We start from the raw sequence: 18,652 nt of genomic DNA, 5'->3' as shown, positions 1-18,652 counted from the left end.
GTCATGCCCGAAATCCAGGATATCTCCGCACGCCGCGCCAGCCTGAGCGCAGAACAACGCGCCAGGCTGAAGGAAAGACTGCGCGGTGCGAGCGTGGCCGGCACGCGCGAGGCCGGGAGCGCCATTCCCCCGCGCCCGCAGAAGGACCGGGCGCCGCTGTCTTTTGCCCAGCGCCGGCAGTGGTTCCTGTGGAAGCTGGACCCAGCCCGCACCGCCTATCACCTGAGCGGCGGCCTGGTGCTCACGGGGCAGCTGGACACAGAGGCCCTGCACGCGAGCATGCAGGCGCTGGTCGACCGCCACGAGTCGCTGCGCACCGTGTTCCGCGAGGAAGGCGACGGCGAGGCGGAGCAGGTCATTCTTGAGGCCTTGACGGTTGAACTGCCGTGCATCGACCTGAGCACGCTCGACGCCGAGGCACGCGAGGCTGCCATCCAGCACGAGGTGCGCAGCATTCGCACCGAGCCCTTCGACCTCACGCGCGGCCCGCTGATGCGCACCGTGCTGCTGAAGACCGGCGCGCAAACGCATCGGCTGCTGGTCGTGATGCATCACATCGTGTCGGACGGCTGGTCCGTGCAGCTCACGCTGGACGAGCTGGCCGCGCAGTACGCCGCGCGCGTGCAGGGGCAGCCAGCAGCGCAGCCCGCACTGACGGTGCAGTACGCCGACTACGCTGTCTGGCAGAACCAGTGGCTCGACGGCGGCGAGGGCGAGCGCCAGCTCGCATGGTGGCGCGATCACCTGGGCACCGAGCAGCCGGTGATCTCGCTGCACACCGATCGCCCGCGCAACGCCGATGGCCGCTACGGCTCGGCACGCGTCACCGTCGCGCTGCCGGCCGACACCGTCGCGCGGCTGCGTCAGCAGGCGCAGGGGCAGGGCGCGACGCTGTTCATGGCGCTGCTCGCAGGCTTCAATGCGCTGCTGTTCAGGCACACGGGGCAGACCGATGCGCGCGTCGGCGTGCCCATTGCCAACCGCAACCGCGCGGAGACGGCGGGCGTCGTCGGCTTCTTCGTCAACACGCAGGTGCTGCGCTCGCAAATCGGCGCGCGCACGACGCTGGCCGAGTTGCTGGTGCAGACGCGTGACACCGCCATCGGCGCGCAGACCCATCAGGACCTGCCGTTCGAGCAGTTGGTTGGTGCGCTGCGGCCTGAACGCAGCCTGAGCGCGAACCCGCTGTTCCAGGTGATGTTCAACCACGTGCGGCGCGACCATCGCTCGCTGGCCGAATGGCCGGGCGTGTCGGTTCAGCGGCTGGATTTCGAGGAAGAGGATGCGCAGTTCGAGCTGACGCTGCAGACGCTGGAGCTCGAAGACGGTCGGGTCGATGCGACCTTTCTCTACGCGGCGGAGCTGTTCGATCGGGAGACGATCGAGCGGATGGCGGGGCACTATCTGTCGGTGCTGGAGGCATTGACTGCCCAGCCTGCGCTGGCAGTGGGCGATGTGGCGCTGGTGGGTGCGGCGGAGCGCGCGCAGCTTGTGGCGTGGAGCGAGAACCCGCGCCGCCACGAGGGCGCACAACCCGTGCACCGCCAGATCGAGGCGCATGCGAAGCACCGCCCGGATGCGCCCGCTTTGGTGTTCGGCGACGAAGCCCTGAACTATTCGGAACTCAATGCCCGTGCGAATCGCCTTGCCCACCGCCTGATCGGCATGGGCGTAGGCCCCGATGTGCTGGTGGGCATCTGCGTGGAGCGCTCCACAGAAATGATGGTGGGCATCCTCGCCGTGCTCAAGGCGGGTGGTGCTTATGTACCCCTTGACCCCGAGTACCCTGCAGACCGCCTTTCCTACATGGTCGAAGACAGCGGCATCGCATTGCTGCTGACCCAGAGCCATCTGCGTTCGCTGATCCCGGGTGCCGACGCATTGCAGGTCCTGGAACTCGACACCCTCGATACAGCGTCCGAGTCCGAGGCCGACCCGCAAGTCAGGCTGCACGGCGAACACCTGGCCTACGTCATCTACACCTCCGGCTCCACAGGCCGCCCCAAGGGCGCAGCCATCCGCCATTGCTCGCTGTTCAGCTGCATGGCCTGGATGCAGGAGTTCTACACCCTCGCAGGTGCAGACACGGTCCTGCACAAGGCCCCGTTCGGCTTCGACGTGTCGGTCTGGGAGATGTTCTGGCCATTGACCTCTGGTGCCAGACTGGTCATTGCCAATCCGGGCGATCACCGCGACCCGGTGCGCCTGGTCAAACTCATCCAGAAGCACCAGATCACGACGCTGAACTTCGTGCCCTCGATGCTGCAGGCCTTCCTGGCCTACGAGGGCATCGAAGCAACGACGAAGCTCAAGCACATCATCTGCGGCGGCGAGGCCATGCCCGCAGCCACGCAGAGGGAAGCACTTCAGCGCCTGAGCGGCGCCACGCTGCAGAACCTGTACGGCCCGACGGAGACGACGATCCATGTCACCCAGTGGACGTGCCGGGACGACGGCAGCAGCCAGGTGCCGATCGGGAGGCCGATCAGCGAGACGCAGGCGTATGTGCTGGACGCAAGCCTGAACGAGGTGCCCGTAGGCGTGGCCGGAGAGCTGTACCTGGGGGGCATCAACCTCGCACGGGGCTACCTGAAGCGGCCAGCACTGACGGCAGAGCGCTTCATCGCAGCGGCCAACGGAAGCCGGCTGTACCGCACGGGCGATCTGGTGCGCTGGAACAACGAGGGGCAGCTGGAGTACCTGGGGCGCATCGACCATCAGGTGAAGGTGCGGGGGTTCCGTATCGAACTGGGGGAGATCGAGGCGCAGTTGCAAGCCCAGCCCGAAGTCAGGGAGGCGGTGGTCGTCGCGAACGAAGGCCCCGCAGGAGCGCGGCTCGTGGGCTACGTCTCGGGGCAAGGCATAGACACCGCAACGCTGCGAGAGCGCCTCGCAGAAGCACTGCCCGACTACATGGTGCCCAGCGTCATCGTCGTGCTCGATGCCCTGCCGCTGAACGCCAACGGCAAGGTAGACCGCAAGGCGCTGCCAGCACCGGAGTTCACGAGCGACAGGGCGTACGAGGCGCCCGAGGACGAGATCGAGCAGGCGCTCGCAACGATCTGGGCCGAAGTGCTCGGCGTCGCCCGCGTGGGCCGCAACGACAACTTCTTCGAACTCGGCGGCGACTCCATCCTAAGCCTCAAGGTAGCGGCGCGCGCCGCCAGGGCCGGCGTGCAACTGAGTCCCCGACAGGTTTTTGAACACCAGAGCCTGTCGCGCATCGCCCATGCCATCAGGATCGATCACGCTTCACAGGCACCGGCAATTCCCGTACTGACGACAACGCAGCGCGCCGGCACCCTCGCGCTGTCTCACGCGCAAATGCGCCAGTGGTTCCTGTGGCAGCTCGACTCCGCAAGCACCGCGTATCACATCAGCGGCGCACTGAAGCTGGAAGGCAAGCTCGATGTAGAGGCCGTGCGCGCGAGCTTCAACGCGCTGGTGCAGCGCCACGAGTCCCTGCGCACAGTGTTCCGCGCCGACGCGCAAGGCCTGGCCCGGCAACTCATCCGAGAAGCCGGAGCGCTGGACATCGCCATGGTCGATCTCGCGGCGCTGCACACCAGGCAGGAACGCGAAGCGCGCAGCAGGGAAGAAGCCCTGCGCCTGAGCCACACGCCCTTCGACCTGGGCGAAGGCCCGCTGCTGCGCGTAGGCCTGATCCGCCTGGCGCCCGAGGAGCACATGCTTGTCGTGGTGATGCACCACATCGTGTCCGACGGCTGGTCGATGCAGGTCATCGTCGACGAATTCGTGGCGCAGTACAGCGCACGCGTGCAAGGCTCGGTTGCAGAGTTGCCTCCATTGCCGATCCAGTACGCCGACTACGCCGCATGGCAGCGCGACTGGCTGGAAGCCGGCGAGCGCGACCGCCAGCTGGCGTACTGGACGCAGCACATCGGCACCGAGCAGCCCGTGCTGCAACTGCCTACCGACCACGCAAGAAAGGCCGATGGCCGATACAGCGCCGTGCGGCATGGATTCGAACTGCCGGGCGATCTCGTGCAGCGGCTGCACCGGCGCCTGCAGGGCCAGGGCGCGACGCTGTTCATGGGCTTGCTCGCGGGCTTCCAGGTACTGCTCAGCCGCTACACCGGCGAGCCCGACATTCGCGTGGGCGTGCCGATTGCCAACCGCCACCGCGCCGAAACCGAAAGCGTGATCGGCTTCTTCGTCAACACGCAGGTGCTGCGCAACATGCTGGACGGCCGCGAGAGCCTGACGCAGGTGCTGATGCGCGCCAGGGACGCCGCGCTCGGCGCACAGGCCCACCAGGACCTGCCGTTCGAGCAACTGGTGGAGGCGCTGCAGCCCGAGCGCAGCCTGAGCACCAGCCCGCTGTTCCAGGTCATGTTCAATCACCAGCGCGGCGACCTGAAGGCGCTGCAGAACCTGCCCGGTCTCACGCTGAGCGAGTGCGACCTGGGTGCGCAGGCCGCGCAGTTCGAACTGACGCTGGAAACCACTGAGAGCGCCGATGGCAGTGTGCGAGCGAGCCTGCGGTACGCCGCGGAACTGTTCGAGCCTCGAAGCATCGAGCGCATGGCGGGCCACTACCTCGCGGTGCTGTCCGCATTGGCCGATCACCCCGAACAGCCTGTAGGCGACGTGGCGTTGCTGGGCGAAGCCGAGCATGCGCAACTGGCGGCATGGGGTGCGCGCAAGCAGGCAGCCGAAGCGGGCGAGCCGATTCATCGGCTGATCGAGAAGCAGGTACGCGCGCATCCCGAAGCGCCTGCGCTGTCCTTCGGCGAGCAGACGCTCAGCTACGCCGAGCTCAATGCACAAGCCAACCGCCTCGCACACCGGCTGATCGCCTTGGGCGTGCGGCCCGAGACCAAGGTGGGCATTGCAGTGGATCGCTCCATCGAGATGGTGGTGGGCATCCTGGCGATCCTGAAGGCCGGCGGTGCCTACGTGCCATTGGACCCGGAATACCCGGTCGACCGGCTGGCCTACATGGTCGGCGACAGTGGCATCGCCCTGCTGCTCACGCAGAGCCATCTGCAGGTGCCAGGCACCGAAGCGCTGCAGGTGCTGGCGCTGGACACGCTCGGCCTGGCCGAAGAGCCGTCGCACGATCCGCAGGTCGAACTGCACGGTGAGAACCTCGCCTACGTCATCTACACGTCGGGCTCCACCGGTCGCCCCAAGGGTGCGCAGCTGTGCCATCGCAACGTGAGCCGCCTGTTGAGCGCCACAGATGCGTGGTTCGGCTTCGGCGCTGACGACGTCTGGACGATGTTCCACTCCTACGCCTTCGACTTCTCCGTGTGGGAGATCTTTGGCGCCCTGTGCACCGGCGGCAAGCTGGTGGTCGTGCCGTTCTGGGTGAGCCGCTCGCCTGAAGACTTCCTGCAGCTGCTGCGCAAGGAGCGCGTCACGGTGCTCAACCAGACGCCCTCGGCCTTCGGCCAGCTGGCCGGCCTGCCCCAGGCCCATGAAGGCGGCCTGGCGCTGCGCACGGTGATCTTCGGCGGCGAGGCGCTGGACCCGCAACGCCTGCGCGGGTGGATAGAGCACCACGGCGACGCCAGCCCGCAGCTGATCAACATGTACGGCATCACCGAGACCACGGTGCATGTGACCTGGCGGCGCATCACCGCTGCGGACGTCGGCGAGGCGCACAGTCCGGTGGGCATCGCGATCCCGGACCTGGGGCTTCGGGTGCTCGACGGGCAACTCAACCCGGTGCCGCTGGGCGTGGCGGGCGAGCTGTACGTCTCGGGTGCCGGGCTGGCGCGCGGTTACCTGAACCGCGAGGGCCTGACGGCAGAAAGATTCATCGCAGCAGAAGACGGGGAGCGGCTGTACCGCACGGGCGACCTGGTGCGCTGGAACAACGAGGGCCAACTGGAGTACCTGGGCCGCATCGACCACCAGGTGAAGGTGCGGGGCTTTCGCATCGAGCTGGGCGAGATCGAGGCAGGGTTGCTGGCGCAGCCGGAGGTGCGCGAAGCCGTGGTTGTTGCGAACGACGGCCCTGCGGGGACCCGGCTGGTGGGCTATGTGTCGGGGCAAGACATCGACACCGCCGTGCTGCGCGAGCGTCTCGGCGAGGCGCTGCCCGACTACATGGTGCCCGCGGTGCTGGTGGTGCTCGACGCACTGCCGCTGAACGCGAACGGCAAGGTGGACCGCAAGGCGCTGCCGGCGCCGGAGTTCACTGCGTGCAGCGCGTACGAGGCGCCACGGGACGAGACCGAGGAGAAGCTCGCCGCCATCTGGGCGGAGGTGCTGGGTGTCGAGCGCGTGGGGCGCAACGACAACTTCTTCGAGCTTGGCGGGCACTCGCTGCTTTCCGCGCGGCTGGTGGCGCGCCTGCATGCCGCCATGCAAAGCGAACTCACGATCCGCGACGTCTTCCAGTACCCGACCCTGGCCGCCATGGCCGCCCGGATCGCCGAGGCCCTTCGGGACAGCCCCGTGGTCCAGGCCCTTTCAGAAATCGATTCGCTGATCGACAGCATGGAGACCGTTTGATGGAAACCACAGCAACCCGTCGCATCGCCGAGCGCTTCTCCCGGTTGTCGACCGAGCAGCGCCGCGTGGTGTACGAGGGGATCCGTTCCAAGGGTCTGACGCTCGACCAGTTTCCCATCCTCCCGCGCGAAGACGCGGCGCAGGACCGCTGCCATGTCTCCTACGCGCAGCAGCGCCAGTGGTTCCTTTGGCAGCTCGATCCGCAGAGCACGGCCTATCACATCAGCGACGCGCTCAAGCTCACGGGCGCACTGGATGTGGACGCGGTACGCACGAGCTTCAAGGCATTGGTGGCGCGCCACGAATCGTTGCGCACGGTGTTTCGCGCCGATGCCGACGGGCTCGCCGAGCAGGTGATTCGCGAAGACGGCGAACTCGACTTCTCGCTGCTGGACCTGAGCCTGATAGACGCCGACGCCCGCGAGGCGATGGCCCGCGAAGCAGCACACCGCATCGGCAACACGCCCTTCGACCTGACGCAAGGACCGCTGATGAGGGTGGCGCTGATCCGCCTGGCGCCTGAAGCGCACGTGCTGGTGCTGGTGATGCACCACATCGTCTCGGACGGTGGGTCGCTGCAGATCATCGTGGACGAGTTTGTGGCGCAGTACCGCGCCTGTGTGCAGCACGAAGCGGTGGCGTTGCAGGCAATGCCGATCCAGTACGCCGACTACGCCGTGTGGCAGCGCCACTGGCTGGAGGCCGGCGAGCAGGAGCGCCAGCTCGCCTACTGGAAGGCGCAGCTCGGCGCGACGCAGCCGGTGCTGCAACTGCCGCTCGACCGCGCCCGAAGGCCCGATGCCCGGTATGGCGCGGCCGCCCATCGGGTCGAGTTGCCCGTGTCGCTGGTTCAGGGCCTGCAGAAGCGGGCCCGGAGCCAGGGGGGCACGGTGTTCATGGTGCTGCTGGCCGGCTTCCAGGTGCTGCTCGGTCGCTACAGCGGCCAGCAAGACATTCGCGTGGGCGTGCCGATTGCGAATCGCCACCGTGTGGAGACTGAAGGCGTCGTCGGCTTTTTCGTCAACACGCAGGTGCTGCGCGCCGTGGTCGACAACCGCACCAGCCTGTTGCAGGTGCTGGCGCAGACGCACGAGGCGGCATTGGGCGCGCAGATGCATCAGGACCTGCCGTTCGAGCAATTGGTCGAGGCACTGCAGCCCGAGCGCATTCCGGGAATCCAGCCGCTGTTCCAGGTGCTGTTCAATCATCAGCGCGCGGATTTCTCGGGACTGGAGGGGCTGACGGGGCTTGCACTGGAGCCCTACGACCTGGGTGCCCAGGCCGCGCAGTTCGAGCTGATGCTGGTCACCGACGAGAGCCCCGACGGCCGGCTGCATGCGAAGTTCAGCTATGCGGCAGAGCTGTTCGATGCCTCGACCATCGAGCGCATGGCCGGCCACTACCTGGCGGTGCTGCAGGCGCTGGCGGACAACCCCGAACGGGCCGTGGGCGAGGTGACGTTGTTGAGCGAAGCCGAACGGGCGCAGCTCGCGGCCTGGGGTGCCGATTCGCAAAGCTTTCCGGATGCGACGCCGGTGCACCGGCTGATCGAAAGGCAGGCTGCGCAGCAGCCCGAAGCGGCAGCGCTGGTGTTCGGCGACGAGATGCTGAGCTACGGCGAACTCAACGCCAGGGCCAACCGCCTCGCGCACCACCTGATCGCGCTGGGCGTCAAGGCGGAAACGAAGGTGGGGATCGCGGTGGAGCGCTCCATGGAGATGGTGGTGGGCCTGCTGGGCATCCTCAAGACCGGCGGCGCTTATGTTCCGATGGACCCGGAGTACCCCGCGGAGCGGCTGGCCTACATGGCGCAGGACAGCGGCGTTGCGCTGCTGCTGACGCAAAGCCATCTGGAGTCGCAGGTGCCGCGCGCCGAGGGATTGCGCGTGCTGGCGCTCGACACGCTGGACCTGGACGCACAGCCCGCAAGCGACCCGCAGGTCGCGCTGCACGGCGAGAACCTCGCCTACGTGATCTACACCTCGGGCTCCACCGGCAGGCCCAAGGGCGCGCAGATGAGCCATCGCAACGTGACGCGGCTGCTCGGCGCCACCGATGCCTGGTTCCGGTTCGGCCGGCAAGACACCTGGACCCTTTTCCATTCCTATGCCTTCGATTTCTCGGTGTGGGAAATCTTCGGCGCGCTGTGCTCCGGCGGCAAGCTGGTCATCGTGCCGTTCTGGGTCAGCCGGTCGCCCGAAGACTTCCTGCAACTGCTGCGGACGCAGAAGGTGACGGTGCTCAACCAGACGCCTTCGGCGTTCGGCCAGTTGATCAGCCTGCCGCAGGCCTACGAGGCTGGCCAGGAGCGCCTGGCGTTGCGCGCGGTGATCTTCGGCGGTGAAGCCCTGGACCCGCAGCGGCTGCGCCAGTGGATCGAGCACCACGGAGACGAAAGCCCGCAGCTGGTCAACATGTACGGGATCACCGAGACGACGGTGCATGTGACCTACCGGCGGATCACGGCGGCAGACCTGGGCCGGCAGCGCAGTCCGGTCGGCCTTGCCATTCCGGACCTCGGGCTGCGGGTACTCGATGCGCATCTGAACCCGGTGCCGGTCGGCGTGGCCGGCGAGTTGCATGTCTTCGGCGCCGGCCTTGCGCGCGGCTACCTGCACAGGGCCGGCCTGACGTCGGAACGCTTCGTCGCGGGAGCGGACGGAGAGCGGCTGTACCGCACGGGCGACCTGGTGCGCTGGAACAACGAGGGTCAGCTGGAGTACCTGGGCCGCATCGACCACCAGGTGAAGGTGCGGGGCTTCCGCATCGAGCTGGGAGAGATCGAGGCGCAGTTGCTGGTGCTGCCCGAAGTGCGCGAGGCGGTGGTGGTGGCCGACGAAGGCCCCGCCGGCACGAGGCTGGTGGGCTACGTATCGCCGCATGCCGGCCAGGCGATCGACGTTGCGCAGCTGAAGGAGCAACTGGGCCAGGCGCTGCCCGACTACATGGTCCCCGCGGCAATCGTCGTGCTGCAGGGATTGCCGCTCAACACGAACGGGAAGGTAGATCGCAAGGCGCTGCCGGCCGCGGAGTTCACGAGCGAGCAGGCGTACGAAGCGCCCGAGGGCGAGGTGGAAGAGAAGCTCGCGGCGATCTGGGCCGAGGTGCTGGGCGTGGCGCGCGTGGGGCGGCAGGACAGCTTCTTCGAACTCGGCGGCCATTCGCTGCTGGCGCTGCGGCTTTTGGAGCGCATGCGCGCCCAGGGCTGGGCGGCACAGGTGCGCACGCTGTTCCAGCAGCCCCGGCTCGGTGCCTTCGCGCAGGCGCTGGCGCAGGAGCCGGTGCGACGGGAAGTGATTGTTCCGCCCAACGGCATTCCGGCGGATTGCAGGGCGATCCAGCCGGAGATGCTGACGCTTGTGGCGCTGGATGCGCGGCAGATTGCGCGCATCGAGGCGGCGGTGCCGGGCGGGGCGGTCAACGTACAAGACATCTACCCGCTGGTGCCGATGCAGGAGGGGATGCTCTTCCACCACATGCTGCAGACGGAGGGCGACGCGTACATCACACTGAACCGCCTGAGTTTCGAGAGCCGCGAAAGGCTCGAGCACTTCGTCGCCAGCTTCAACGAAGTGATTGCGCGCCATGACATCTTGCGAACGGCCGTGATGTGGGAAGACCTGCCCGAACCGGTGCAGGTGGTGCATCGCAAGGCGTTGCTCGAGCTCCAGTGGCTGGCAGATGCCGAGCCGAGTGGTGCGAGCGCGGCCGAGCGGCTCGATGCACACGTCGACCCGGCCCGCTACCGCATCGACGTGCGCAAGGCACCGATGCTCAGGGCCATCGCCGCTCACGACACGGACAACGGCCGCTGGCTCCTTCAGCTGGCGAACCATCACCTGGTGGTGGACCACACCACGCTGGAGCTGGTCGTCGAGGAAATCGCGCTGATCCAGCAAGGGCGAAAGGCCGAGCTGTCGACGCCCGTGCCGTTCCGGCGCTTCGTCGGGCAGGCCAGGCTGGACTTGAGCCAGGCCGAGCACAAGGCCTTCTTCAGCCGGATGCTCGCCGATGTGGAGGAGCCGACAGCGCCGTTCGGCCTGCTCGACGTGCAGGGCGATGGCACCCGCGTGCGCGAAACCTCGCTCGCGCTGGACGCCCGACTCGCGTTGCAGGTCAGGCGGCAGGCACAGAGACATGGCGTGAGCGCCGCGGCGCTGTTCCACCTGGCCTGGGCGCTGGTGGTGAGCAAGACCACGGGCAGGGACGACGTGGTGTTCGGCACCGTGCTGTTCGGCCGCATGCAGGGCGGCGCGAATGCCGACCGGGCGCTGGGCATGTTCATCAACACGCTGCCCGTGCGCGTTCGGCTGGGAACGCAAGGCGTGCAGGCATGCGTGCGCCAGACGCATGCGGCACTGATCGAGCTGATGCATCACGAATACGCCAGCCTCTCGCTGGCCCAGCGCTGCAGCGGACTGCCGGAGCGGATGCCGCTGTTCACGGCGCTGCTGAACTACCGCTACGGCGCGCAGCAGGGCAAGGCGGCGCAGAAGGGCCCGCTCTGGGAGGGCATGGAGATCCTCGGCAGCAGGGAGCGCACCAACTACCCGATCGAGATGTCGGTGGACGATCTGGGCGAGGGCTTCGGTCTGATCGCGCAGATTCACGAGGCCGTGGATGCCGGGCGCGTGTGCGACCTGATGGTTGCAGCTGTCGAGGCCGTCGTGCAGGGTCTGTCGCTGCAGCCCGACTGGCCGGTCTGCGAACTCGGGGTGATGTCCGATGGCGAGCAGCGCCAGCTTGCCGCGTGGGGTGAAAACACCGGGCGGTATGCAGGAGATGTGCCGGTGCACCGGCTGATCGAGCGTCAGGTCGCGGCTCATCGCGACGCGGTGGCGCTGGTCTTCGGCGACGAGATGCTGAGCTACGGCGAACTCAACGCAAGAGCCAACCGCCTCGCGCACCATCTGATCGCTCTGGGCGTGAAGCCGGAGACGAAGGTGGGGATTGCGGTGGAGCGCTCCATCGACATGGTGGTTGGCGTCCTCGCGATCCTGAAGGCCGGCGGTGCGTATGTGCCGCTGGACCCGGAGTACCCGGTGGACCGGCTGGCCTACATGGTGGCTGACAGCGGCATCGCGCTGCTGCTCACGCAGAGTCACCTGAGAGCCCTGGTGCCGGGCGCCGAGGCGCTGCAGGTACTGGCACTGGACACGCTGGACACCGGCGGCTGCTCCGATGCGGACCCGCAGATCGCGCTGGGCGGCGAGAACCTGGCCTACGTCATTTACACCTCCGGCTCCACGGGAAAACCGAAGGGCGTGATGGTGCGGCACCTGTCGCTCAGCCACTTCATGCTGAGCATGAAAGACGCACCGGGCATGACGCAGGACGACGTGCTTGTCGCGGTCACCTCCCTGTCGTTCGACATCGCCGCCCTGGAGCTGTATCTGCCGCTGCTCAGCGGCGCGCGCCTCGTGCTGGCATCGAGGGATGTAGTGCGAAGCGGCAGTGCACTTGGGAAACTGATGGATGACTGCGGCGCCACGGTGCTTCAGTCCACGCCCGCGGGCTGGCGGCTTCTGCGGGCTACCGGATGGAATGGTGGCCAGCTTGCGAACTTCAAGGGCCTGTGCGGTGGAGAAGCGCTGCAGGAAGACCTTGCGGAAGACCTGCGGGCGATCGGTGTCGAGCTCTGGAACATGTACGGCCCCACCGAAACGACCATCTGGTCGACGGCGGCGGAGGTTCGCGGCAGGCCTCGCATCGGCGGACCGATTGCGGCCACAACGCTCCACGTGCTGGACGGATTCCTGAACCCGGCGCCGGTAGGTGTGCCGGGCGAACTGTTCCTGGGCGGCATCGGCCTGGCGCGCGGCTACTTCCAGCGCGCGGGCCTGACGTCCGAGCGCTTCATTGCGGCGAAAGACGGTCAGCGCCTGTACCGCACGGGCGACCTGGTGCGCTGGAACGCAGAAGGCCAGCTGGAGTATCTGGGTCGCATCGACCACCAGGTGAAGGTGCGGGGCTTCCGCATCGAACTGGGGGAGATCGAGGCGCAGCTGCTGGCGCAGTCCGAAGTGCGCGAGGCCGTGGTGGTGGCGCGCGAAGGCGCGAGTGGCGCATCGCTGGTCGCCTACATCGCATTGCAGGTGGGGCAGGCGATGGAGGTGGCGATGCTGCGCGACCGGCTCGCGGTGGTGCTGCCCGACTACATGGTGCCGGCCGCCATCGTCGTGCTCGACCGCCTGCCTTTGAACGGAAACGGCAAGGTCGACCGCAAGGCACTGCCGGAGGCGGAGTTCACGAGCGACCGTGCATACGAGGCGCCCGAAGGCGAGGTGGAACAAAAGCTGGCTGCGATCTGGGCCGAGGTGCTGGGCGTTGCACGCGTGGGGCGGCATGACAGCTTCTTCGAGCTCGGCGGGCACTCCCTGCTGGCCGCACAACTCGCGTCGAGGGCACGCGTCGACGGCGGCTTCGAGTTGCCGCTGCGCAAGATATTCGAGCACCCGGTGCTTCGAGACCTTGCGAATGTCGCCAGGCAGGCGAGGCATGGCACCCCGTTGTCCAGCCAGGCACCGGTGCTGCAACCGGTCGAGCGCATGGCCGACATGAAGCTCTCGCCCGCGCAACAGCGCTTGTGGCTGGTGAATCGGTTGTCGGACGGATCGACCGGCAAGCACTCGGCCTACAACATCTCGGCGGCGCTGCGGTTGTCGGGAGCGCTCGATTTCGATCTGGTGCGGGCCACGCTCGATGCCATCGTGCAGCGACACGAAGTGCTGCGGACCTGCTTCCCCGAGAACGACGACGGCGACCCCGTGGCGCGCATCGCGCCAGAGAGCGAGCTCGTCGTTCCGTTGACGGATATTTCGCACCTGTCGGGCGAGTTCCGGGCGACAGCGATGAACGACGCGCTCGCCGCACATGCGGGCACCGCGTTCGACCTGACCACTCGTCCGGCCTTTGCGGCGGCCGTTCTGCGCTTGCAGCCCGAGGAGCACGTGTTGCTTCTGTGCGTACATCACATCGTGTTCGACGGCTGGTCGGAAGCTGTCTTCATCCAGGACTTCATGGCCCTGTATGCGGCGCTGCGGGAAGGGCATGGCTCACCCCTTGCACCGCTCGCGATCCAGTACGCGGACTACGCCGACTGGCACCACCGCAAGCTCGCGCAGAACCTTGCGCAAGACACCGCGTTCTGGCGCGACTACCTCGATGCCGCTCCCGCCGTTTCCACACTCAAACCCGATCGCACCCGGCCCCCCCTGGCTTCGGTGGCGGGCGACACGGTCGGCATCGACATCGGGCGCGAACTCGCGCAGGCGCTGCAGGGCCTGGCGCGCGAGCAGAAGACCTCGCTCTATGTGTTGCTGCTGTCGGCCTTCCTGCTCGTGCTGCACCGGCAGGCCGCGTCGGACGACCTGGTGGTCGGCACCGACGTTGCAGGGCGCGACCATCCGGCGCTCGAAGACCTGATCGGCTTCTTTGTCAGCGTCGTGCCGTTGCGTTCCCGGCTCTTGCCAGCGCTGCCATTCGCGCAGTGGCTCTCGACGGTCAAGGAGAGCACGCTGTCGGCCTTCGAGCACCAGGACGTGCCTTTCGACCAGATCGTCGAGCTGGTCGGCGCGCCCCGCAGCCGCCAGCACAACCCGCTGGTGCAGGTGCTGTTCGTCATGCAGAACATGCCCGAAGAACGCTTCGAGATCCCGGGTGTCGTCATCGAGCCGATCGCGAAACCCGGAACGACATCGAAGTTCGACCTCGCGGTCTTCGTGAGCGAGAACGAAAGCGGCCTGCGGGCCGAGTGGACCTTTGCCTCCAGCCTGTATTTGCGCGAAACCATCGAACGTGCATCCGCCGCGTGGCGCGATCTCCTGCAACAGGTTGTCGCGGCACCCAACGGCGTGCTGGAGAGTTTCGTCATTCAATCCAACCCGGAAAGAAAAACCATGTCATCTACTTCGCCTGCGCTGGGCAAACTGCAGAAGCTCAAGAAATTCGCGGACAAGGACCGCGACGTCCAGTCGGCACCGCGCTCGCCTGTGCGCACGTCCTTCCTGTCGGACCAACGGACCTTTCCGCTGGTCATCGAGGCCACGAGCAGCGACATCGACACGGTGGCATGGGCCCGGGAGCAGCGTGACTACATCGAGGCCAGCCTGCGCAAGCACGGCGGCATCCTGCTGCGCAATTTCGGCCTGCGTACGCCGCAGGAATTCGAGGCTTTTGCAGAAGTGATCGAGCCTGAGCTCTACGGCGGCTACGGCGACCTGCCGAAGAAGGAAGGCGGGCGCAACACCTATCGCTCGACGCCGTATCCCGAGCGCCAGATGATCCTGTATCACAACGAGAGTTCGCATCTCGACCGCTGGCCGCGCAAACAGTGGTTCTTCTGCGAGCTGCCTTCGCCCGTGGGCGGCGCCACGCCCATCGTCGATTGCCGCGAGATGCTGCGCCATCTGCCGGCCGACATGGTGGCGGAGTTCGAGCGCAAGGAGCTGCTGTACGTGCGCACCTTCGTGCCCCGGTTCGACGTGAGCTGGCAGGACTTCTTCAAGACCGACAGCAAGGCGGAGGTCGAGGCGCGTCTCGCACTGGCGGGCACCGCCTGGCGCTGGCTGGACGAGGAAACCCTGCAGACCCGCACCCGTTGCCCGGCGGTGATCACGCACCCCGTCACGGGCGAGCGCGTTTTCTTCAACCAGATCCAGCTGCACCATGTGAGTTGCCTGGAGGCGGACGTGCGCGAAGACTTGCTGGTCATGGCCGGAGGCCTGGATCGCCTGCCGCGGCACGTGACCTATGGCGACGGTACGCCGATCGATGATGAGACCATGGCGATCGTCGGCCGTGCCTACGAGGCCTGCGCCGTGCGCTTCGACTGGCGCCAGGGCGATGTGGTGATGCTCGACAACATGCTCGCGGCACACGCGCGGGACCCGTACGAGGGGCCGCGCAAGATCGTGGTCGCCATGGGCGCGATGTTCGACCGCGCTGCCCAGCAACCCGTTGTGTCCGAGGGTTGAAGCCATGGCTGCCATCCTTGAAACCACGAGTTCCGCTTTGCCGCTCAGCCCGGAGCAGCGTGCCATCTGGGCTCAGCACGGAGAACAGGCCGCGACCGGCGCGCCCAAGCTCGTGCTGCTGGCCGATCTTGGCGGTGAGCTCGATGCGGCGCGCCTGCAGGCTGCGGTGCAGTCGGTGGTGCAGGCCCATGTGGCGCTGCGTTCGGCTGTGTTGCAGGTTCCCGGCTTCCGGGGCCTGCGGCAACAGGCACTCGATGCGGTGGTCGCGCCGGGCTTGAAAAAAATCGACCTTCGCGGCAACGACGACAGTGCGGCCGCGCTGGCCGACTGGATCGCCGTGTGTACGGAAGAGCCGCTGGATGTCGCGAGCGGCGCGCTGCTGCGCATCGGAGTCGCCCGGCTCGGAGAAACACGACACAAGCTCCTGCTGGTTGCCAGCGTGTTCGCCGCGGACAAGGGCAGCCTGCAGGGCTTGCTGGATCAGATTGCCATGGCCTACCTGACGGGGCAGGTCGTCGATGCGGACGAGGTCTTTCAGTACGCGCAGTTCGTCGAATGGCGCCAGGAGCTCGACAGCGACGACGAAGCGGCCGACGGGCGTGGCTACTGGCATGCCTACATCGACCGCGCCGACATGCTGCAGGCGCCGCGCCTGAACACCCGGGCGGACGGGGAGCGCGAAGGCACACCGACTCGCATCAGCCTCGCCCTTCCTCTTGACGCGGCGCTCGCCGCCCGCATGCAGGAAGTGGCCGGGCAGCTCGGGTGCGGCACCGACTTGCTGCTGCAGGCCGTTTGGTGGCTGCTCGTGGCCCGGCTGACGGGCCACCGGCCATTCATTGCCGGCTGGCAGAACGATTGCCGGCGCAACTACGAAGTGATGCAGGGAGCAGTGGGCGTCTTCGAGAAGATCCTGCCCGTGGTCGTGGATGTCGCGCCTGAAGAGCGCTTGTCCGACTGGATTGGGCGCCTGGGCAAAACAGTCGAGGCGCATACCGAGGCGCAGGAGTACTGGGCAATCGATGCGCCGCCGATCTCCGCGCACCTCGACGTGGGCTTCGGTTTCGACGAGGCGCCTGTGCGGTCGCACGGCGCCGTGTCATGGCGTGTGGACACCGCGCCCGGGCCGCAGCCTTGTTTTGAGCTGGCCCTGCAGGTCGGCCAGGCCGGGCAGGCGTTCACGCTGTCCGTGCATGCGGACGCATCGCGCTATTCACCGCAGGCCGTGGAGCGGTTGCTGTGGCAGTACGGCACGTTGCTCGAAGATGCCGTGGCGCAGCCTCGCGCGACGGTTGGCAGCCTCGCGCTGGTCGGTTCGCGCGAGCGCGAATTGCTGTTGCTCGCAGCCCGTGGCGAGGAGGTGGACTTCGGAACCCTCACGCTGGCCGAACAGGTCGCCGGCTGGGCTCGGACGACGCCGGACGCGCCCGCGCTGGAGGCAGGCGATGTGCTTCTGAGCTACCGCGAATTCGATGCGCGAATCAACCGGATGGCGCACTGGCTGCAGGCCAAGGGCGCTACGGCCGGCGCGCTGGTGGCGCTCAACCTTCCGCGGTCGGCCGACTTGCTTGTGGCGATGCTTGCGAGCTGGCGCATCGGGGCGGGCTACCTGCCGCTGGACCCCGAATGGCCCGTTGCACGCCGCCAGGCCGTGCTGGAAGACGCCGTGCCGTCGCTCGTGCTCCATGCCACCGGGTCGGCTTCGCCCGGCGATGCACCGTGGCGGCAGGCATCGCTCGGTGACATGGACCGGGGCGGCTTTGCCGACAGCGCACCGGCACACCAGCCTGCGATGCGTGACCTGGCCTATGTGCTCTACACCTCGGGTTCGACGGGAACGCCCAAGGGCGTGGTGATCGAGCAAGGGCAATTGCTCAACTACGTGGCGGCGGTGTCGTCGGCCATGGACCTGGGCCGCTGCCGTCGCTGGGCGCTCACCAGTTCGGTCGTCGCGGACCTGGGCAACACGGCGCTCTTCGGTGCGTTCCACAACGGCGCCTGCCTCGTCGTGGCGGACCCCGGCGACGTGAAGGATGCGCGCGCTTTCGCGGGCTTCATGCGCGAACGCCGGATCGACGCGCTCAAGATGGTGCCCTCCCACCTCGAGGCCTTGCTCGAGGACGATGCACCGAAGCTGCCCGACACGCTGGTGCTGGGCGGCGAGGCCGCACCGCGCTCGCTCATCGAGCGCATCGCGCGGCTCGCACCGCAGACCGTGGTCTACAACCACTACGGCCCCACGGAAACGACGGTGGGTGTGATGGTGCATCGTGTGCCGGCAGAAGGCGCCTCGTCTTCGGTGCTGCCGCTGTCGCGCGTGCTGGCGAACAACCGCATCCATGTACTGGATGAGTCCCTGCGCGTGGTGCCGAGCGGTGCGCAGGGGGCGGTGTATGTCGGCGGTGCGCAGCTGTGCCGCGGCTATCTGAACCGGGAAGTGGAAGGCGCTTTCGTGGCCGATCCATTCCAGCCCGGGCAAAAGCTCTACCGCACGGGCGACCTGGCCTGCGTGCTGCCCGAGGGCGGCATCCGCCTGGCAGGGCGGGCTGACGACCAGGTCAAGATCCGGGGTTTTCGTGTCGAGCCGGCCGAGGTGGAGGCGGTGTTGCTGTCGCAACCCGGCGTACGGCAGGCCGTGGTGCTGGCGGTGCCGGCCGGCGGAGGCGACACCGAACTCCGGGCCTTCGTCGTGGCAGACGAGTTGCTCGCATCGGAGGCCGACCGTTCGGCGCTGACCGGGCGGCTGGGCACGCTGCTGCCCGCGCACATGGTGCCCGCACGCTGCACCTTCGTTGCGGAGTTCGCGCGACTGCCGAACGGAAAAATCGATCGCCAGTCGTTGCTGTCCGCAGCAAAGGTCGATGACCGGAAGCCGGTGGCAACGGCCCCGCGCGACGCACTCGAATCGGTGCTGGCGCAGTGCATGGCCGGCCTCGTTCAGCGCGACATCATCGGCGTGGAAGACGACTTCTTCGAACTCGGCGGGCACTCGCTGCTCGTGATCAAGCTGGTGGCGCGCATCCGCAAGCTGCTGCGACTCGATATCGCGCCGGGGCTGGTGTTCGACCATCCCACCGTCGCCACGCTGGCGGCGGCGCTTCGCGCGCTGGAGGAGCAGGACGTCGAGCGAATGGAACTGCTGGCGCACACGCACGAGCAAGCTCGCCTCAAGGACTCAGGATCAGTTTGAT

The 18,652-nt window shown here is 67.4% G+C and carries 3 protein-coding genes; all 3 read left to right on the top strand.

Going from position 1 to position 18,652, the window contains the following annotated elements:
* Positions 1-3 precede the first annotated feature (3 nt).
* The 3 genes from BLV60_RS06410 to BLV60_RS06400 are packed head-to-tail and all read left to right on the top strand — an operon-like array spanning position 4 to position 18,651.
* Complete coding sequence (locus tag BLV60_RS06410; RefSeq protein ID WP_093051633.1) at positions 4-6,486, top strand: non-ribosomal peptide synthetase; 6,483 nt, start codon at positions 4-6, stop codon at positions 6,484-6,486.
* On the top strand, positions 6,486-15,461 hold the full coding sequence (locus BLV60_RS06405) for a non-ribosomal peptide synthetase (RefSeq protein ID WP_093051630.1): 8,976 nt from the start codon (positions 6,486-6,488) through the stop codon (positions 15,459-15,461). The genes BLV60_RS06410 and BLV60_RS06405 overlap by 1 nt, the downstream gene beginning before the upstream one ends.
* Before the next feature lie 4 nt (positions 15,462-15,465).
* A complete protein-coding gene (locus tag BLV60_RS06400) occupies positions 15,466-18,651 on the top strand; it encodes a non-ribosomal peptide synthetase (protein WP_093051627.1) in 3,186 nt (1,061 codons plus the stop codon).
* Position 18,652: the final 1 nt, after the last annotated feature.

This window comes from Variovorax sp. YR634 (assembly GCF_900106655.1).
In the GTDB taxonomy this organism is placed as follows: domain Bacteria; phylum Pseudomonadota; class Gammaproteobacteria; order Burkholderiales; family Burkholderiaceae_C; genus Variovorax.
Note: the sequence above shows the minus strand (reverse complement) of the source record. Positions and strands in the feature narration are given on the sequence as shown.